The sequence below is a fragment of the Solibaculum intestinale genome, from assembly GCF_040096205.1.
In the GTDB taxonomy this organism is placed as follows: domain Bacteria; phylum Bacillota; class Clostridia; order Oscillospirales; family Acutalibacteraceae; genus Solibaculum_A; species Solibaculum_A intestinale.
This window is the reverse complement of record NZ_JBBMFD010000001.1, coordinates 88,929-108,203: the sequence shown is the minus strand read 5'-3', so window position 1 is coordinate 108,203 and position 19,275 is coordinate 88,929. Positions and strand designations below refer to the sequence as shown.

At 56.7% G+C, this 19,275-nt stretch carries 16 protein-coding genes and 1 other annotated feature; of the genes, 8 read left to right on the top strand and 8 right to left on the bottom strand.

The window, feature by feature from the left end:
* Window positions 1-137: 137 nt before the first annotated feature.
* The gene (locus WMO26_RS00485; protein WP_349217576.1) at window positions 138-719 is read left to right on the top strand and encodes a hypothetical protein; all 582 of its coding nucleotides are present in this window, start codon (window positions 138-140) and stop codon (window positions 717-719) included.
* Window positions 720-959: 240 nt separating this feature from the next.
* Here the strand turns inward: WMO26_RS00485 and WMO26_RS00480 are convergent, their stop codons facing one another.
* The 3 genes from WMO26_RS00480 to WMO26_RS00470 form a co-directional block, all read right to left on the bottom strand.
* Window positions 960-1,877: a SufB/SufD family protein gene (locus tag WMO26_RS00480; RefSeq protein WP_349217575.1), complete on the bottom strand. Its 918-nt coding sequence runs from the start codon at window positions 1,875-1,877 to the stop codon at window positions 960-962.
* On the bottom strand, window positions 1,870-2,601 hold the full coding sequence (locus tag WMO26_RS00475; protein ID WP_349217574.1) for an ABC transporter ATP-binding protein: 732 nt from the start codon (window positions 2,599-2,601) through the stop codon (window positions 1,870-1,872). The genes WMO26_RS00480 and WMO26_RS00475 overlap by 8 nt, the downstream gene beginning before the upstream one ends.
* 171 nt (window positions 2,602-2,772) lie before the next feature.
* Window positions 2,773-3,276, bottom strand: a complete 504-nt coding sequence (locus tag WMO26_RS00470; protein WP_349217573.1) for a GNAT family N-acetyltransferase — start codon at window positions 3,274-3,276, stop codon at window positions 2,773-2,775.
* A 204-nt stretch (window positions 3,277-3,480) separates the two neighbouring features.
* On the opposite strand from WMO26_RS00470, the gene WMO26_RS00465 reads away from it, so the two are divergent.
* Window positions 3,481-4,980, top strand: a complete 1,500-nt coding sequence (locus WMO26_RS00465) for a sodium:solute symporter family protein (protein WP_349217572.1) — start codon at window positions 3,481-3,483, stop codon at window positions 4,978-4,980.
* Window positions 4,981-5,396: 416 nt separating this feature from the next.
* On the opposite strand, the gene WMO26_RS00460 is transcribed toward WMO26_RS00465, so the two are convergent.
* From WMO26_RS00460 to WMO26_RS00450, 3 genes are all read right to left on the bottom strand, one after another.
* The gene (locus WMO26_RS00460; RefSeq protein ID WP_349217571.1) at window positions 5,397-5,924 is read right to left on the bottom strand and encodes a hypothetical protein; all 528 of its coding nucleotides are present in this window, start codon (window positions 5,922-5,924) and stop codon (window positions 5,397-5,399) included.
* An 8-nt stretch (window positions 5,925-5,932) separates the two neighbouring features.
* On the bottom strand, window positions 5,933-7,465 hold the full coding sequence (locus WMO26_RS00455; RefSeq protein WP_349217570.1) for an NAD(P)H-hydrate dehydratase: 1,533 nt from the start codon (window positions 7,463-7,465) through the stop codon (window positions 5,933-5,935).
* Window positions 7,466-7,625: 160 nt separating this feature from the next.
* Window positions 7,626-8,147, bottom strand: coding sequence for a DUF6106 family protein (locus WMO26_RS00450; protein WP_349217569.1), 522 nt, complete (start codon window positions 8,145-8,147; stop codon window positions 7,626-7,628).
* Window positions 8,148-8,309: 162 nt separating this feature from the next.
* Window positions 8,310-8,544 (top strand) — a binding site (T-box leader).
* 54 nt (window positions 8,545-8,598) lie between these two features.
* On the opposite strand from WMO26_RS00450, the gene pheS reads away from it, so the two are divergent.
* The 5 genes from pheS (at window position 8,599) to WMO26_RS00425 (ending at window position 14,569) form a co-directional block, all read left to right on the top strand.
* Window positions 8,599-9,618 carry a phenylalanine--tRNA ligase subunit alpha gene (gene pheS / locus WMO26_RS00445; protein WP_349217568.1) on the top strand — a complete coding sequence of 340 codons (1,020 nt, stop codon included), beginning with the start codon at window positions 8,599-8,601 and terminating at the stop codon, window positions 9,616-9,618.
* 13 nt (window positions 9,619-9,631) lie between these two features.
* Window positions 9,632-12,013 (top strand): phenylalanine--tRNA ligase subunit beta, encoded by a 2,382-nt coding sequence (gene pheT / locus WMO26_RS00440; protein ID WP_349217567.1) that lies wholly within the window; start codon window positions 9,632-9,634, stop codon window positions 12,011-12,013.
* Between the two features lie 108 nt (window positions 12,014-12,121).
* Window positions 12,122-12,367, top strand: a complete 246-nt coding sequence (locus WMO26_RS00435) for an IreB family regulatory phosphoprotein (RefSeq protein WP_349217566.1) — start codon at window positions 12,122-12,124, stop codon at window positions 12,365-12,367.
* Window positions 12,368-12,753: 386 nt separating this feature from the next.
* Window positions 12,754-14,130: a TrpB-like pyridoxal phosphate-dependent enzyme gene (locus tag WMO26_RS00430; RefSeq protein ID WP_349217565.1), complete on the top strand. Its 1,377-nt coding sequence runs from the start codon at window positions 12,754-12,756 to the stop codon at window positions 14,128-14,130.
* A 139-nt stretch (window positions 14,131-14,269) separates the two neighbouring features.
* On the top strand, window positions 14,270-14,569 hold the full coding sequence (locus WMO26_RS00425) for a hypothetical protein (protein ID WP_349217563.1): 300 nt from the start codon (window positions 14,270-14,272) through the stop codon (window positions 14,567-14,569).
* 81 nt (window positions 14,570-14,650) lie between these two features.
* Here the strand turns inward: WMO26_RS00425 and ligA are convergent, their stop codons facing one another.
* Window positions 14,651-16,627: an NAD-dependent DNA ligase LigA gene (gene ligA, locus WMO26_RS00420; protein ID WP_349217561.1), complete on the bottom strand. Its 1,977-nt coding sequence runs from the start codon at window positions 16,625-16,627 to the stop codon at window positions 14,651-14,653.
* Window positions 16,628-16,802: 175 nt separating this feature from the next.
* Entirely contained in the window at window positions 16,803-17,495 is a 693-nt protein-coding gene (gene yunB, locus WMO26_RS00415) for a sporulation protein YunB (protein ID WP_349217559.1), read from the bottom strand.
* A 350-nt stretch (window positions 17,496-17,845) separates the two neighbouring features.
* On the opposite strand from yunB, the gene WMO26_RS00410 reads away from it, so the two are divergent.
* Window positions 17,846-19,111: an MFS transporter gene (locus tag WMO26_RS00410; protein ID WP_349217557.1), complete on the top strand. Its 1,266-nt coding sequence runs from the start codon at window positions 17,846-17,848 to the stop codon at window positions 19,109-19,111.
* The last annotated feature ends 164 nt before the right edge of the window (window positions 19,112-19,275 follow it).

Sequence of the window (19,275 nt, the reverse complement as noted above, 5' to 3'; positions counted from 1 at the left end):
ACTTGCATTTTTCATGCTGCTTTTCTTCAAATGTGATATAATGGATACATTCTCCATCCATATCTTCTTATGAATCCCTCTGCCACTTTTCCATTAATCACTCCGTGCGGATGGACGCGGTTTAAGGAGAGAATGCCATGCATCTGAAAAAGTGGGCCGCCCTGTTTTTGTGCCTGCCGCTTCTGGGGGCGCTGGCCGGCTGTTCGGCACAGGACGCGGCATCCGCCCCGGTTTCCTCTGCTTCCTCCGAAACCATCGCCAACGCGAATGTGACGGTCATGATTCCCTCCGTCCTTTTAGACGGCGCGAATGTGGAGCAGACGAAGAAGAACGCCTATTCCAATGGGGTAGCCGAGATCACGGAAAATGACGACGGCTCCCTGACCTACCGGATGACCCAAACGGTGTACGACCGGATGGGAGAAAGCACTCAGCGCGATTTGGAGAGCCTGGTCGCCTCCTTCCAGAAGGGGACGGACTTTCCCTCCATCAAGGAAGCGCGGGCAGATCAGGGATATCAAAACATCGTCCTGCTCGCCGACCAGGCCGCCTACCGGAACGGCTACGATTCCGCTGCCTTGTCCACTGTTGGAGTTTGTGCGGTATTGTACCAGATTTTTCATGGGGTGAGTTCCGAAGACGCCTGTGTGACGGTGACTCTGCAGGACGAAGAAACCGGCGAGCCCTTCGCAACCTACACCTATCCGATGGACGCATAAGTACGCCTGTCAGCCAACGAGGCTGCCATCAAACCTGCAACACCTCTTCTCCATCGAAGGGATTGGCAACCGCCGTGAGCGCCGGCAATGCATATCGGGGCCTTGCGGCTCAAGGCGCGATGCATAGCCCCGCAGCGGAGATGTACTGCTTTTTAAGGATTGAGAATGTGTTTCCAAGACGCGCAGCAAAAAAGGAAGGCTCCGGTTTCACCCGGGGCCTTCCTTTTCCTTTACAGCTCCTTATTTCAGGAAACCTTCGATGATTTTCGCTTCCGCCTCTTCCTCGGTCAGGCCAAGCGTCATCAGCTTGATAATTTGCTCCCCTGCGATCTTGCCGATGGCAGCCTCGTGGATAAGAGCGGCGTCCACATGGTTGGCCGTAAGCTCCGGAATGGCGCTGACCACCCCTTCGTCCATGATAATGGCGTCACACTCGGAATGGCCCGAACAATTGGTGTTCCCATTGATCTTGGAGCGAAACACCTGCTTGGAACGGCCTTTGGCAACCGACCGGGAAATCAGGTCGGCGCCCGAACCGATGCCGTTTAGATCCACCTCAAAGTTGGTCTGTGCAGTCTGCTCCCCGTCGGTCATAATCTTTTCCTTGATGACCAGCTTGGCGTTTTCCCCAAGCACGCCTCTGGTCACCCGGTTGGTAGAGTCCACCCCTTTGATCTGGGTGGTGTCCATCTCCAGGTAGCCGCCCTCGCCGATGTCCACAAAGGTCCGGGGATTGATGACCCGCTTGCCGGTTCCCTTGCCCACGCCGATGTGCTTCTCCACATACTTGACCCGGGCGTTTTTCCCCAGGAAAAACCGATGGATGCCGTTGTGCTGGGATTCTTCTTCCCCGTCGGTATGCACGCCGCAGCCAGCTACTACCGTTACGTCCGCATCGTCGCCGATGTAAAAGTCGTTATATACCAGGTCATTGACGTCCGAATGGGTGACGCAGGCGGGAATGTAAACCGTTTCACCCTTGGTTTCCGGCTGGACGATGATGTCGATGCCGGGCTTATCGGTCTTCGAGTTGATCTGGATATGCTCGGTGGACTGCCGCCCGGCACATTGGCCGTCTTCCCGGATGTTGTAAGCGCCGCCGGGCACCCCGGACAGGTCGGACACCAGCTCCAGCAGGTTTTTGGTAATCTCATTCATGGCAGAATCCCTCCTGATTGGGGCAGAACGAGCAGCTTTCCCCTTTAAGAAGATGGGGCAGGATTTGATCCCTCGGCCCTTGGGCGGTGATCTTCCCGTCGGCCAGCACGACAATTTCGTCAGCAATTTCCAGAATCCGCTCCTGGTGGGAGATGATCAGAATGGAGGAACCCTGGATTTCCCGGCGGAGCTTGAGAAACACCTCGATGAGGTTGTTGAAGCTCCACAGGTCGATCCCGGCCTCCGGCTCGTCAAAAATAGTGAGCTTGGATTTGCGCGCCAGCGACATGGCGATTTCGATGCGCTTGATTTCCCCGCCCGACAGGCTGGCGTTGAGCTCCCGGTCGATATAGTCCTTCGCGCAAAGCCCCACGTCGCACAGGTAGGTGCAAAGCTGGGACTCGGGCAGCTCGCCCCCCGCCGCCAGACGGATCATGTCCCGTACGGTGATGCCCTTAAAGCGTACCGGCTGCTGAAAGGCAAACCCGATGCCCAGGTTCGCCCGCTCGGTGATGGAGCGGCCTGTGATGTCCTCGCCGTGAAACCGGATGGTTCCCTCGGCCGGGGAAAGAATACCGGCGATGGTTTTCGCCAGTGTGGATTTCCCGCCGCCGTTGGGCCCGGTGATGACGACAAACTTGCCGCCCTCTATGGTCAGATCAATATGTTTGAGGATTTCCTTGCCGTCGTCTACCGACAAGGAAACGTTTTCAAGCTGCAGCATGTGCCTCTCTCCTATTTCTGCGTCCAACCGGGACAAAGCCCGGCTTATTTTTTGCCGCGGTAACGTTGCCATGCAACCGGACTATATTATACTATTTTACTCCAAAAAACACAATAGGCCTTTGTCACAAAAACCGGCCCGGCCGGCGGCTTTTGCTTAGGTTTCTTTTCCTCAGCGCAAAAGAGCGTAAATGCAGGAATCGAAAACCTTACCGTTTTTGTAGATGCTGCGGCGCAGCACCCCTTCCAGCTCGAACCCGGCCTTCTCCAGCGCCCGCTTGGAGCCCACATTGTGCGCGAAGGGCTCGGCATAGATGCGAACCAGATCGTAGCGTGCAAAAGCTTCTTCGCATAGAAGCCGGATGGCCCGGCTCATAATGCCGTTGCCCCAGTATTCCTCCGCCAGCCAGTACCCGATTTCCGCGCTTTTGCAGCAAACGTCCTCTCCTACAAAGACGCCGATGCTGCCCACCGCTTCTCCGTCCACCTCAATGGCCCGCACGCACTGCTTCTCCTCGGGCGCATTCAGACAGGAACGTACATAAGCCGCCGCGTCCTCGTACCGGTAAGGATGGGGAAAGGCGTCGCGCAGATTGTCCGCAATTTTTTTGTTGTCGGCATGTTTGGCCACGCTCTCAATGTCGCTTTCCCTCCATGGGCGCAGAAGAAATTCCATGGCTTACCCCTCTTTTCCAATTCAAATGATTCTTATTCTACCACGTCGCGCCGCCCCTTTCAATTTTTTTGCCGAAAACCGGAAAAAAGTGCGGATGGGGGCTTGCTTTTGGCGAAAAAATCGAGTATGATACCAGTAGCAGTTAAACGCTTTAAAGCTTTAAAGCGTTTGTGGGGTAAAAAATGAAGAAGGAAGGGTTTTCTCTTGAGCAAGGAAATGACCATCTGGGTTGTCATTGCGGTGTATGCGGTGTTTATGCTGGTCATCGCCATTTTAAACTCCCGCAACAGCCGGGACATCTCCACCTTCACGGTGGGCGGACGAAACGCGGGGGCGTGGATTTCCGCTTTGTCCTACGGCACCTCCTATTTCTCGGCTGTCATGTTCGTGGGGTACGCGGGGGGCTCGGGCTGGAAATACGGTCTTTGGGCGGTGCTCCCCGGCATCGGCAACGCCATCATCGGGGCCATGCTCGCGTGGCTGGTGCTGGCAAAACGCACCCGCAAGGTCACCAGGCGGCACGACATCAAGTCCATGCCGCAGCTTTTTGAAAAGCGCTTTGGGAGCCAGTCGATGAAAATGTTTGCCGTGGCGGTTATTTTCATCTTCCTGCTCCCTTACTCCGCCTCCGTCTATAAGGGGCTTACCAGCGTCTGTTCGGTGCTTCTGGGGGTGGACGATACCATCTGCATGATCATCATTGCGGTGGCCTCCGCTTTGATCGTAATTTTGGGCGGCTATGTGGCCACCCTGAAGGCCGACTTTGTCCAGGGCATCATCATGATGTTCGGCGTAGCGGCGCTTCTTTTCGCGGTGTTCCGCTGCCAGCAGGTGGGCGGCCTTGCCTCCGGCATTGAACGCATGCAGGCGTACATGGCCGAGCATCCCATGGGCACGATGGATTACGTTTCTCTGTGGGCCACGGTGCTGATGACCAGCTTCGGGACCTGGGGCCTGCCGCAGATGATCCACAAGTATTATGCCATTAAGGACGACCACGAGGTTAAGCGCGGCGTCATCATCTCCACCTTCTTCTGCCTGCTGGTGGCGGGCGGCGGCTACGCCATCGGCGCTTTCTCCCATCTGTTCACCTTTACCGGCGGGGAAAACGGTCTTCCGGCCGGAGGGGCGGACTACATCATCCCCCACATGCTCAACGACGCGGGCCTCCCCTACATCCTGCTGGGCGTGGTGCTCGTGCTGCTCATCGCCGCCTCGGTTTCCACCCTGTCGAGCATCACCATCACCGCCAGCTCCACGGTGTCCATGGACCTGGTCAAATCCAAGATCCTCAAGAACATGGGAGAAAACACCACCGCTACCTTTACCCGGGTGTTCTGCCTGCTGTTCATCATCCTGTCTTACTTTATCGCCAATTCCGATACCCCCATTCTCGACATGATGTCCTATTCCTGGGGGATTATCTCCGGCTCCTTCCTGGCGCCTTACGCGGTGTCCCTCTACTGGAAGGGCATCAACAAAGCCGGGGCCTGGGCGGGGATGCTGGGCGGGTTCCTTACCGCCTTTATCCCGGTGGCCATTTCGGGCTTTACCACTCCCTACGGCCCGATCTATGCCTGCGCGGCTATGGTGATTTCGCTAATTCTCTGCTTTGCAGTCAGCGCCGTGGCCTCCAAGATGGGGTTCAAGAGCGGCGCACGCAATGACGCGTTTTACGTGGAAACGCCTGCGGAAAAAACCTGATTCTAATTTTTCAAGGGCAGGCTCCCGGCAAAATCGCAGGTCTGCGTCATCCCTATTACGCTATCTAAAAACCGCGGCGGCCCTAGGGTTGCCGCGGTTTTTCTGCCAAAGTCCCGCAAAAAGAAACCGGCATTTCTTTCGCTATGGCGCGGCCAACTCTCCAGCCGGCTTTCTTTCCAAGGTACGGCCCAATCTGGAAGGTGGCAGGAACGTTTATTACTGGCAGTACACCCTGCATAAACGGTGCGGCCTCCTCTTTTCCTGTCCCTCGCCGAAAAATGCGCGGGACAGGGCTTTTATTGGACGTTGGGCCGTTCCTAAAATCCGGGATAAGGAGCGTTTTTCGGCCTGCGTCCACAAATAGACCAGAGAACGGGCAGCAAAAAAGGAAGGGCGGCGTCTGCCGCCCTTCCTTTCTATCCGCCTTTGGTAAACTCGCTGAACTGCGCCTCCAGCCCCGCCGACGGGACGGACACCTGCTTCAAAGCGCCCGTCTGCCGGTCCATGGAAACGGTAAAATCGCCGGCATCGGTTTTGCCGCGGAGAATCAGCTCGTTTTCCCCGGCTTCGATAGACATGCCGTCCTTTGCCGCGGTTTTGTTGAATACGTCGATAAGGATGCTGCCGAACAGCGAGTCCGGGAGGGTGGCCGGGTCAATCCCAACCGAAAGGCCCAGATACCCCAGCTGGATCTGCTGGCCGGTCCATTCCACTTTCAGTCCCTTGAGGCTCGCCGGTTCCAGCACCTCGATGGTATAAAGCCCCGGCGAGGGGCTAACCACATTGGCCTTGATGTCCATTTCGTTATAATGAATGTCCGCCACGCAGGAAAACTGGCTCGAGAGGGTATCGGGCTGGGACGGGGCCGCGCCCCCTCCTCCCTGGCCGCCGCAGCCGGTCAGCAGCAGTACGACCGCCAGAAGCAGGCCTGTCACCTTTTTCATCAAATGCATCACCCTTGCGTTTCAATCTCGAGAAAGAGCGCGGGCAGCCGGGACAAGAGATCCGAAGGGAGCATGGCTTGTTCGGAGAGATCTTTAGCCGCCCGGTCTCCCGCTTTTCCATGCAGGTACACCCCGCACATGGCGGCTTTCTCCGGGGCCATTCCCTGAGCTAGGAAGGAAGCGATCATTCCGGCCAGAAGGTCCCCGCTCCCGCCTTTGGCCATACCGGGATTCCCGGTGGCGTTGACAAGGCAGCGCCCGTCCGGCAGGCCGATTACCGTTCCCGCTCCTTTGAGCACCAGCACCACGTCATGCTCCACGGCGAATTCCCGGGCACTCTCCAGCCGTCTCGACTGGATTTCCCCAATGGATTTGCCCGTCAGGCGGGCCATTTCACCGGGATGAGGGGTAAGCACCAAAGGCGCGCCGGCTCTTTTCCATATATCTATATGCTTGGCGGCGCAGTTTATACCGTCCGCGTCCAGGACGATAGGGGCGGTGCTGTGCAAAAGCAGGTCCTCTACGATTTTCTGAGTGTCCTCGTTGCAGCCCAAGCCGCAGCCGATCAGGCAGGCGGAAGCGGCGCGCAGGCGGCTGCGCAGCACCGGCGCGCCGCCGGCCGACAACGTTCCGCCTTCCGTTTGGGGTAAGGGACAGAGGACCGGTTCGGTCAGCCGGCCGGCCAGGATGGTACAAACGTCCTTGGGCGCCGCCAGGTACACAAGCCCCACTCCGCAGCGCAGGGCAGCGCTCACGCTTAAGAAAGCCGCCCCGGTCATCCCGGCGCTGCCCACCACGCACAGAAGCTTGCCGAAATCCCCTTTGTTGGTGTTTTGCCTGCGGGGGGAAAAGCAGCGGCGCACTGATTTTTCCGAAATCCCAGAGATTTGGCTTTCTTCCTGCTCAACGATGTCCTCCCCGATGCCCACCGGCGCGACCAGGATCCTGCCGCAGGCCTCTTTGGCCGGGTACACGGCATGCACCGGCTTTAAGGCGGAGAAGGATACGGTCAGATCGGCATGGATGCAAACCTTGGGGACAAAGCCGCTGTCGCTGTCAAGTCCGCTTGGCACGTCCAAGCTTACCACCGGGGCTTTGGCCTCATTGACGGCAAGGACGAGGCGGTCGTAAGGGGCGCGAAGCTCCCCGTGAAACCCGATGCCAAACATGGCGTCCACAATCAGCCCGGCCCGGGAAAGGAGCGCGGCACCTTCCTCCAAATCCTCTGTGACCGATACCGGCAGGTCTGTAAGCAGAGCGCGCATATGGGCGGCGTCCTCGGTTTTGGGAGGGCCGCCGGCCAACACCACCGACACCTTTGCCCCCTTCTGGCACAGGCGGCGGGCTGCCACAAAGCCGTCCCCGCCGTTATTGCCCTTGCCGCACAGGACTACCACCGGGCCGCCTGCTTTCGGATAGGCTTCCCAGATGAGTTCGGCGGCGGCCGTTCCGGCGTTCTCCATAAGCTGCCGGTAACCGGTTCCTTGCTTTACCGCCTTTGCTTCGATGTTTCGGGTGGCTTGTGCCGTTAAGATACGCATCTTTTTTCTCCCTTTCCAATGGTGCAAAAAACGCCCAGGGCAAAGCAATGGCTTTGTTTCCGGGCGTTTTTTCTGTTCTTATACCTGTCAAAACGTATGACTGCCTTGCCAAACCTCTATGCGATAGAAGACGGCCGTATACAGCGAGGGAAATGTTTTCTTACAGTCCTTCCCGGGAAATGTTCCGGTTGAGACAGGGCAGAATGGTTTTTCGGGTGCGCTCGTCCGGCTCGAACACCATCAGCACGTGGCCCATGGTGTCGTGGTTGAACACCGCATAATAAAGCCCGTTCCCTTCCTTTTTGGACGCGACCATCAGCCGGGTAGAAAAACGGCGGGAAGCAAATTTCTGCGCCGAATACCGGCCGAAATCCTCAAAATCCCGGCAACGGACGGTAACCACCCGCTTGCGCTTGCGCTGAGCAATGATCCGGTCCACGTCCAGCTCGCCGTTGGTAATGATGTACTCAAACTCAATGTTCTGGTTGGAAATCAAAACATAGCAGGCGTACACAATGCCGATGATAAACAAAAGCGCCATTTCCGGCATGCCCAGATACCACCAACTCAGATAGGTCAAAACGGCGGCCAATATAACCGCGCCCAAAAGGATCAGAACGATCACCGCAACGTCTTTGCCCTCTTTTTTCCGCTTAACCAGCTGTTCGATAAAAACGTCCATGAATATGTGGCACATCCTTTTTTTCAGGTTCAAAATCCGCCGCCTAGCGCCCGAATGATGCCGAAGCTTCGGAAATTATAGTATAGTATACCACAAAATCTGGATCATTTCAATCGCATTTCCAAACCGCTTGCATTTTTGAAACCGGCGTGGTATAGTAAGAAAAACGCAGTGAAGAAGAGAGTAAGCGCGCGTACACAAAAGCGGCAAAGAGAGGAATCGTCTGCGGCTGGAAGCGTTTCCCCGCCCGTATGAGCGCCGAAGTTCACTTCTGAGCGGCACAGCCGAGCGGTTTTCCCAGGTAGGCTGTGACGGTCCGGCGCCGTTAGAGGCCGCGTGAGTGTTTGCTTATGCAAAAATGAGGGTGGTACCGCGGAAGCTCGCTTTCGTCCCTTTCTTTCCAGAAGGGCGAAGAGCGGCTTTTTTATTTTATACGAGAGGTGATTCACAGATGAGGCAGCAGCTGGAAGACATCAAGAAGCGGGTGGAAGAAGAGCTTGCGAAAGCCGACGTTCCGCAGGAGCTGGAGAATCTTCGCATCCGCTTTTTGGGCAAAAAAGGAGAGCTTACCTCCATCTTAAAGCAAATGGGCAAGCTTTCCGCCGAGGAGCGTCCGGTCATCGGGCAGCTGGCAAACGAAATCAGGGGCCAGCTGGAAAAGGAGATCGAGGAGCGCGGGCAAAAGCTCAAGGCCATGGAGACCGAGCGGCGGCTAAAGGCAGAACGCATCGACGTGACCATGCCGGGCAAACGGCACGAACTGGGCTATAAGCATCCGTTGTCCATCGTGCTCGACGAGCTCAAGGAAATTTTCTTAGGAATGGGATTCGACGTGGTTCAGGGCCCGGAGGTGGAGAGCGATTATTATAACTTCGAAGCGCTCAACATTCCCAAGGACCATCCCGCTCGGGATACCCAGGATACCTTCTATATCAACGATAACATCCTTCTTCGCACCCAGACCTCTCCCGTGCAGATTCGCACCATGGAAAAGCAGAAGCCTCCCATCCGCATCATCGCCCCGGGCCGGGTATACCGTTCCGACGCGGTGGACGCCACCCACTCTCCCCTCTTTCATCAGATCGAGGGCCTAGTGGTGGACAAGGGGATTACCATGGCAGACCTGAAGGGAACGCTGGAGGTATTCGTCAAGCAGCTTTACGGAGAGGACGCGGTGGTGCGCTTTCGGCCCCATCACTTCCCGTTTACCGAGCCGTCGGCGGAGGTGGACGTGCAGTGCTTCCACTGCCATGGAGAGGGCTGCCGCCTGTGCAAGGGCGAAGGCTGGATTGAGATTTTAGGCTGCGGCATGGTGCACCCAAAGGTGCTCTCCATCTGCGGCATTGACCCAGAGGAGTATAGCGGCTTTGCCTTCGGTGTGGGGCTCGAGCGCATCGTCATGCGCCGGTTTAACATTGACGATCTGCGCCTGTTCTACGAAAACGATCTTCGGTTCTTGTCACAATTTTAGGAGGTGAACATCCATGCAGCTTTCGATGAGATGGCTTCATGATTTTGTAGAAGACATTCCGGTAGGAAACCGGGAATTCGCCGAGCGCCTGACCATGACCGGTTCAAAGGTGGAAGGCTGGGAGGAAGAAGGCAGCGAGCTGAAAAAAGTCGTGGTGGGAAAAATCTTGGAGATTACCCCCCATCCCAACGCCGACAAGCTTCAGGTCTGCCAGCTCGATGTGGGCAGCGGCACGCCGCTGCAGATCGTCACGGGAGCCAAAAACGTGGCGGTGGGAGATCTGGTGCCGGTGGCGCTGGACGGCTCTCATTTACACGGCGGAGTGAAAATCAAAAAAGGCAAGCTGCGGGGCGTGGAGTCAAACGGGATGCTCTGCTCGGTGGCGGAGCTGGGAATTACCACCCACGATTTCCCTTACGCCATTGAGGACGGCATCTTTATTTTGCAGGAGGACTGTCGCGTCGGCCAGGATATCCGGGAAGCGATCGGGTACAATGATACGGTGTTCGAGTTTGAGATCACTTCAAACCGGCCCGACTGCCTGTCGGTCATTGGCCTGGCAAGGGAGACGGCGGTGAGCTTTGACAAGCCTCTCAAGCTGCATACGCCGGCAGTCAAGGGCGGCCACGGGGACGTAAACGATCTGTTGAAGGTGCGGGTGGAAGCGCCTGACCTTTGCGCCCGGTACTGCGCGCGGGTGGTCAAAAACGTGCGGGTAAAGCCCTCGCCCCGCTGGATGCGCGAACGGCTGCGGGCCAGCGGCGTGCGCCCCATCAACAACATTGTGGACATCACCAATTACGTGATGCTCGAGTATGGCCAGCCCATGCACGCGTTTGATCAGAAGTACCTGAAGGAGCAGCAGATCGTGGTGCGCCGGGCGAAGGAAGGCGAAACGATTGTGACGCTCGACGGGGTAGAGCGCAGGCTCAGTCCCGATATGCTGGTGATCGCCGACCAGGAAAAGCCCAGCGCTGTGGCGGGCGTTATGGGCGGCGAATTCAGCGGCATTATGGACGATACCAATACCATCGTCTTTGAATCGGCTTGCTTTGCGGGGCCGTCGGTTCGCATTACGGCGAAGAAGCTGGGGATGCGCACCGATTCCTCCGCCCGGTTTGAAAAGGGCCTCGACCCGCAAAACTGCATTCCCGCTTTGGAGCGGGCCTGCGAGCTGGTGGAGCTTTTGGACGCGGGCGACGTATGCGACGGGATCATTGATGTAAACAACAGCTGCGGCGAACGGCGTAAGCTTGCGCTGGAGTCCGACTGGATCAACCGGTTTTTAGGCATTTCCATTTCCGAAGAGGAAATGGCCCAAATTCTGCAAAAGCTCGATTTCGAAGTGAAGGACGGCGTGGTATCGGTCCCCTCCTTCCGGGCGGACATTGAGCACAAGGCGGACGTGGCGGAGGAAATCGCCCGGTTCTATGGGTACGACAAAATCCCCACCACCCTGGTAAGGGGCTCGGCTCAGGGGAAACTGACCGAAGAGCAGAAGTTCGAGCGGATGGTGAACGGTACCATGCAGGCGCTGGGCTATTCGGAGATCATGACCTATTCCTTCATCAGCCCGAAGTTCTACGATAAAATTGGCCTGCCGTCCGATTCGCCTTTGCGCCGGTCGGTGACCATTGCAAACCCTCTTGGGGAAGACACCAGCATCATGCGCACCATCGCGCTGCCTTCCCTGTGCGAAGCCCTTTCCCGCAACTATTTAAACCGCAACCTGTCCGCAGCCCTTTACGAGGTAGCCACTGAGTACATCCCCAAGGAAAGCGACAACGAGCTGCCCATTGAAAAGCAGAGCCTGGTCATGGGCGCTTATGGGGAAAAGGCGGATTTCTTCACCTTAAAGGGCGCGGTGGAGGAGCTTTTGGACAAAGCGAGGGTGTTTGATTACGACGTGCAGCCGGCGAGCGACGAATACGCCTTCCATCCGGGCCGCTGCGCTCACCTGCTCAAAGAGGGCAAGGTGTTCGGCGTCATCGGCGAGCTGCACCCGCAGGTGCTGGAGAACTACGAGCTGGGAGTGCGGGCCTGCGCGGCGGTGCTGGACTTTAATGCCCTTTTCGCGCTCTCCGACCCCACGCGCCAGTATCAGCCGCTGCCTAAGTTCCCAGCGGTGACGAGAGACCTGGCCTTTGTATGTGACGACGAGATTCCGGTGTTAAAGCTCAAAAGGTCCATTGCGGCGGCGGCTGGAAACCGGCTGGAAAAGGTGACCCTGTTCGACGTCTACAAGGGCAAGCAGGTGGCCGAGGGCAAAAAGAGCGTGGCCTTTAACCTGGTGCTGCGTTCCGCCGACGGGACCTTAAAGGACGAGGATGCGGACGCCATTGTCAAAAAGGTGCGCAAGGCTCTCACCGATCTGGGCGCGGAGCTTAGGTCCTAAGTTCATGCATGATTCGGGGTAAATCTACAGAAAATTCATACACGATATACAAAATTAGGCTTGCAAATCGAGGTTTTGTATCGTAGAATAAAATACGAGGTGATTCCTATGTTTGATAAAACCATGACCTTTTCCATTGCCGGCGATAAGGAAGACGAGTTGCGCCGTACGCTGACGGCGGTCTATGACGCGTTGCGGGAAAAGGGGTATAACCCGATCAATCAGATCGTGGGGTATATTTTATCGGAGGATCCCACCTATATCACGACGCACAACAACGCCAGAAGCCTGATTCGCAAAATCGACCGGGACGAACTGCTGCAGGAGCTGGTCAAATCCTATTTGGGGGACTAAAAAAGGTTGACAGCAAGTCGTTTGGGTGCTATGATTAGCGACAAAGAGAAAAACCTGTGAAGCGAAGTGGTCTTAACAGAGGGTTTCTTTCAGAGAGCCGGGAGGGTGGAAGCCGGCAGAAACGCTGTTAGAAAAGGCCGTTGGGTCGCGGAGGGCGGAAGGAAAGCCGGAATTGGCGGCGAGTAATGTCCGACGTTTGCCCGCGTTAAGGGCGCAAAGCGTGTTGGCGCTTTTGCATGAGAGGGCCGGTTTTTTGCCGGCAATCAAGGTGGTACCGCAGGTCGTATGTAACAGCCTGTCCTTGTTGAAAGGACAGGCTGTTTTTTCTTTTCCCAGTGTCCATTCATAAAAAACGGCAGACCGTCCAAACGAAAGGAGCCTTTCTAATGAAAAAGAACCAGATTCCTCACCAGATTATCTTACCGGCAAGCGAGCTTCCCAAGCAATGGTATAACGTCCGCGCGGACATGCCGAATCTCCCCGCTCCGTACCTGAGCCCCCGCACCCACAAGGAAGTGACAGCGGAGGAATTGGGCGCCATCTTCCCCAAGAGCCTGATTGAACAGGAGCTGACCACCGAACGCTACATCGACATTCCCAAGGAAGTCATGGAAAAATACGAGCTGTTCCGCTCCACCCCCATGCACCGGGCTTACGAGCTGGAAAAGGCGCTGGGTACCCCGGCGCGCATCTACTACAAGTATGAGGGCACCAATCCCTCCGGCAGCCACAAGCTCAATTCCGCCGTGCCCCAGGCGTACTTTAACAAAATCGAGGGCATCAAGCGTCTGACCACCGAAACCGGCGCCGGCCAGTGGGGCACTGCTCTTTCCATGGCCACCAAAATGTTCGATATGGAGTGCACCGTTTACATGGTGAAGGTAAGCTATCAGCAAAAGCCCTACCGCCGCTCCATTATGCAGATGTACGGCGCGGGAGTCATCCCCTCCCCGTCCGACCAAACCCAGGTGGGACGCGGCATTCTGGCGAAAATGCCGGACACCAACGGCTCCTTGGGCGACGCCATCGCCGAGGCGGTGGAGGACGCGGCTTCCCACAGCGACACCAATTACGCCCTGGGCAGCGTGCTCAACCATGTGATTTTGCACCAGTCGGTCATCGGCCTGGAGGCGAAAAAACAGATGGAGATGGTGGACGAATACCCGGACATCGTCATCGGCTGCAACGGCGGCGGGTCCAACTTCTCGGGCATCGCCTTTCCCTTCCTGAAAGATACCTTTGACGGCAAGGAGCATGCTAAGTTCATCGCCGTGGAGGCGGAAGCCTGCCCGAAGCTTACCAAGGGCGTCTTTACCTACGACTATGGAGACAGCGCCGGCATGGCCCCCATCACCATGATGTATTCCCTGGGCCATTCCTTCCATCCCTCCGGCATCCATGCGGGAGGCCTTCGCTATCACGGAGACTCTCCCCTGCTCTCCCAGCTCTATCACGACGGCTTTATCGAAGCGGCGGCGGTGGGGCAGAAGGAAGTGTTCGAGGCGGCGCTGCTCTTCGCTCAGACGGAGGCCATCGTTCCCGCTCCCGAATCCTCCCACGCCATCTGCCAGGCCATCAAGGAAGCCAACAAATGCAAGGAGAGCGGCGAGGAAAAGGTCATCCTCTTCAATCTCTCCGGCAACGGCTATTTTGACATGACCGCTTACGACATGTACCTGTCGGGCAAAATCGGCGACGGCATTCCCGGTCTCGAGGAGGAAATTGCCCGGGCGCAGGGGGAAATCAAGGACTTAGGCCTGTAAGGCTTGCACTTGTCTGCTTTTGTCGCATCCGGTTGACGCATTTTCCTTTACATTGGCGTCAAAATCTGCTAAAATGATTTAGTTATAGATTGTAATACGGATTCGTTTCGTACGAGCTGACAAAAGGAGGTCGATTCCGATGGCAAACGCAGCCAAGAAAGACAAGTTTCTGCTGTATAAGGGCAGGCCGATGGTTCGCTGCGGAAAAACGATTTATTATGGCAATATGTCGGATAAATACGTGGTTATGCTGCAAATATTGAGCACCAAACCCTTCAAGGATATGGAGGTGCCGGACCGGGTTCTGGTCCAGCTGATGGATACGGATCCCCAGGTGCGCATCCGCGACCGGATTGTGAAGAAAACCGAAAAGGATGGCTTATATAACGCCATTGACGTAGGCGCAATCTGGCTGGAACGAGCCTTGGCGGACAAATAAGTAAAAAAATCCCCGTTGGATGATTCCAACGGGGATTTTTTTCTATACCGGGCAGGGAGCGGTATATTTTTTGCGCCGCTTTTAACGGGAAAGCATCTCCAAAAATTGCCCTTCGTCAATCACCGGAATCTCCAACTTCTGGGCCTTGGCAAGCTTGCTGCCCGCGTCCTCCCCGGCCAGCACATAGGTGGTCCGTTTGGACACGCTTCCGGACACCCGGCCGCCATGCTCCTCAATCATCTTGCCGGCCTGGGCGCGGGTCAGAGTAGGAAGGGTGCCGGTGAGCACAAAGGTCTGCCCTTCCAAACGGGTGTCCGCCATCACCGACAGATCCTCCATGTTCAGGCCGCATTCTTTGAGCTCTGCAATCAAGTGCTTCGTTTGAGGCAGGGCAAAAAAAGCGACGACGCTTTGGGCCATGACGCTGCCGTAGCCGTCGATTTCCGCGATCTCCTCCTCGGTGGCGTCAAACAAGGCGTCCATCCGCTTAAAATGCTGGGCGAGAAGCTTGGCGGCCTTCTGCCCGATATGCCGGATGCCCAGGGCGAAAATCAGACGATAAAGGTCGTTTTGCTTGGTTTTCTCAATAGCGGCGAGCAGGTTCGCGGCGGACTTTTCTCCCATGCGCTCGATTTGCGCCACATCCTCGGCTTTGAGGCGGTAAAGGTCGGGCGGGGACTTCACGAGCCCATTTGCCATGAGCTGCTCGAGCACCGCAGGGCCTAGCCCGTCGATATCCATGGCGTCACGGGAGGCAAAGTGAACCAGGTGGCGCAGCCGCTGGGCGGGGCATTCGGGATTGTCGCACCGGATGGCCGCCTCCCCTTCCTCCCGGAACACCGGCGCGCCGCAGGAGGGGCATTCCTTGGGCATCTGGAAGGGTTTGGCATCGTTTGCATGGCGGGTGACCTCTACCACCTCGGGAATGATATCCCCGGATTTTCGAAGCATCACTGTGTCCCCGATGCGAAGCTGTTTTTCCTCGATGAAATCCTCGTTGTGCAGGGTGGCGCGGGAGACGGTGGTGCCGGCCAGCGTCACCGGCTCAAAGATGCCGATGGGAGTGAGGGTGCCGGTGCGGCCCACGTTTACTTCCACATCCAAAAGCACCGTCTCCTTTTCCTCGGGCGGGTACTTAAAAGCTGCGGCCCATTTGGGAAACTTAGAGGTACTGCCCAGTCGGCGGCGCTGCTCGAAATCGTCCACCTTTACAACCGCCCCGTCAATCTCGAAGGGAAGGGAGCCTCTGAGCGCGCCGATGCGGTCAATTTCCGCGAGCACGTCCCCCATGTCGGAAAACACCCGGTAAAAGGGGATGATCTTCAGCCCCAGCTCTTTCATCAGCTCCAAAGACTGGGCATGTCCGGTGGGCGTTTCCCCTTCGACGCGCTGAATGTTAAACAGAAAGATGTCCAGGCCTCTCGAGGCGGTCACTGCCGAGTCCTTCTGGCGCAGGCTGCCGGCGGCGGCGTTGCGGGGATTCTTGAAAGGCTTTTCCTCGTTGATCTCCTGACGCTCCACCAGCTTTTCAAAGCTGTCACGAGGCATATACACCTCCCCGCGCACCTCCAAAAAGGCAAGGGGACGGGTTAAGCGCAGGGGAATGGAACGGATGGTGCGCAGGTTCGCGGTTACGTCCTCGCCGGTGACCCCGTCACCTCTGGTGGACCCACGCACCAGCACGCCGTTTTCGTATTCGAGAGAGACCGACAGCCCGTCGATTTTCGGCTCCACCACGTACCGAGGAGATTCCACCGTTTCCCGCACCCGCCGGTCAAAGTCCAAAAGCTCGTCGCCGGAAAAAACGTCCTGCAGGCTCTCCATAGGAACCGGGTGGGTCACCGGGGAAAAAAGGGCGTCCGCCGCGCCGCCCACCCGCTGGGTGGGGGAATCGGGCGTAACGAGCTCCGGGTGCTCCGCTTCCAGCGTTTCCAGGTCCCTGAGCATCCGGTCGTATTCATAGTCCTCGATTTCCGGGTGATCCTCCACGTAGTATTTGTGGTTATGATAGTTGAGCTGCCGGCGCAGTTCCTCAATGCGCTCCTTTGCAGAATTCATGTTTTCTTCCCGTCCTTTTTCTGCGAAATGGAAAGGCAGCGCCCGTTTTCTAAAAACGGGCGCCCGCCAATTTGATCCCGGTTTTGTTTTGTCTTCTCGGGACCCATAGATTTTACGCGATACGCCCGATTGGGCGTGTGTTTGTATTATACCACATTTTTCTGCGAAAACACGGTTAATTTGCGTCCGCCCCATAATCCATGATGATATTCGGCAAGTCGTTGCTGGGAGTGACCACGTTGGTGAAGGCGTCCGGCACTTCCCCGACGATGACGGTTTCGGCCACGAGAAAATTGGTGGTAATTTCGGCGGTAGTATAGTATCCGGGCATTTGGATGTAGATACGCGCTTTCACCGAAAGGGTCAGCTCGTGCTTGGTCTGGTTGATGCCGGCGGAAAGAAACTGGCTTTGAAGCTCGGTGATAACCGTGCCGGCCAGAGTGATTTTCAGCGGAATCAGGGGGCCGCGTCCCACCAGGTAATTGCTCCCCAACAGATTCCCAAGGGGGATGCCGGTACTCTGAATGTCGTTCTCCGAAAGCCGGTCCTGGATGGCGGAGGTAATCTTCGACTTCATCAGGTTAATCTCCACCACGTCCGACTCGATGGAGGTAACCTTTCCTTCGGAGGTCTGGGTGACATGGACCAGGTCCTCATACCCGAGGCCTTGTTTGGCGAGCTCTTCGGTCACCGCGTCGTTGACCGCCTTGGTGGATACGATAGTAGCCTGGCTCTGGGCGGCGCTCTCCAAAAGAGGGCGAAGCTGGGAATCCACCAAAAAGAACAGCACAACTACAATCACCAAGAACAAGAGAAATTTGCCTTTCAGCCCCAGCCTCCTGCGCTTTCTCGGCCAGTACCGCCTCATATCCGTTCCCTCCCCTTCCGTTGATCTCGGGTTCATTCCAGTATATCCGCAGGAACGAAAAGGGTTCCAAAAATTCCGATTTTACAGGAATTTTGGCGCGAAAATGCCGAATATGAGCTGTTTTCCGGTTTTGCGGCTTTGAACTTGGAAGAGCTAATTTGCCTCCACTTCCCGCAGGACCGGTTCTCATTTCTCATAAGGTACGGGGCAGCCATCATCTGAGAAACGGTCATGAGGCAGGAAATCAATGGGACTGGGAAAACATAAGAAAAACCATTGCATAATCGACAGGAATATGCTATGATCTTTTTTCTCAAAATTCACCCGTGTTTTCCGCAAAGGAGGAGAAATTGAAAAAAGAAGACCACCCGCTGACCGATATTTCCCAGCCTCTGCCGGCCGAATACGTCCATTGGCGGCAAAAGGCCGGCTGGTTCCTGTCCAGCCAGGCCGTTTCCCTGTTCGGCTCGTCCATTACCCAGTTCGCCATTGTCTGGTATGTAACGCTGTCCACCTCGTCGGGTGTGATGATCATGCTTTCGAGCCTGTGCAGCTTCCTGCCGCAGATCCTGATTTCCCTGTTCGCCGGCGTATGGGCCGACCGGCACAACCGCAAATACCTGGTCATGATTTCCGACGGGGCGATCGCACTTTCCACGCTGATTCTGGCGGTCATTTTCCTGTGCGGCTATCAGGAGCTATGGCTGTTGTTCCTGGTGGCGGCGGTGCGCTCGGCGGGAACGGGCGTGCAGACGCCGGCGGTAACCGCCATGATCCCGCAGATCGTTCCCCAGGAAAAGCTCATGCGCATCAACGGCCTCAACAGTACCATCCAGTCGCTGACGATGCTGGTGTCCCCGGCGGTGAGCGGCGCCGTCCTCTCTATGGCCGGGCTGGAAGCCGCCTTTTTCATTGACGTGGTGACAGCGGCCATCGCTATCGTCATCATGTCCCGGCTGAAGGTGGCAAAAGTAAAGCGGGAGAAAGAAGAAACACGCGGCGCGTTTTCAGACCTAAAGTTCGGCCTGAGGTATGCGTGGAACCACCGGTTTCTGCGGGTGTTTCTCTTCTTCTACGCGGGGCTGATGTTTCTCGTCACCCCGGCGGCTCTCCTTACGCCTCTTCTGACCACACGCACCTTCGGCGAGGAGGTATGGATGCTCACGGCCAACGAAATGCTCTGGAGCTTTGGAACCGTGATCGGCGGGCTGATTATCGCCGCGTGGGGCGGGTTTCGAAACCGGCTCAATACTCTGGTGATGGGTACCGTCGTCTTCGGGATCTTCACCATGCTTCTGGGATTTGCCGGGGTGTTCGTGGTTTACCTGTGCTTTTTGTTCCTGACGGGGCTTTCCATGCCTTTCGTGGGTTCTCCGGGCATGGTGCTGCTGCAGGAAACGGTGGAACCGCAGATGCAGGGGCGGGTGTTCGGCCTGGTGCAGATCGTTTCCTCTTCCGCCCTCCCGCTGGGCATGGCCATCTTCGGTCCTCTGGCCGACGTGGTTTCCGTGGAATGGCTGCTGGTTATCACCGGAATCCTCATGGCGCTGCTGGGAGTCTCTATGCTCCTATGCCCCAGCCTGCGGGAAGCCGGGCGGCACCGAACCCCGGCCTGACCGGAAGGAGAGGGATATGGACCAAGCCGTTTCTAGTTTTTTGCTTTTATTGAAGCGGCGCGATGGGACGTTCATTATTTTTTCACGATTTGTTCTCGGTTTGCTTACGTTTTTTTGCAACTTTTGTCACACTTGCCTGATAAACTAACAATCAAGAGATCAGA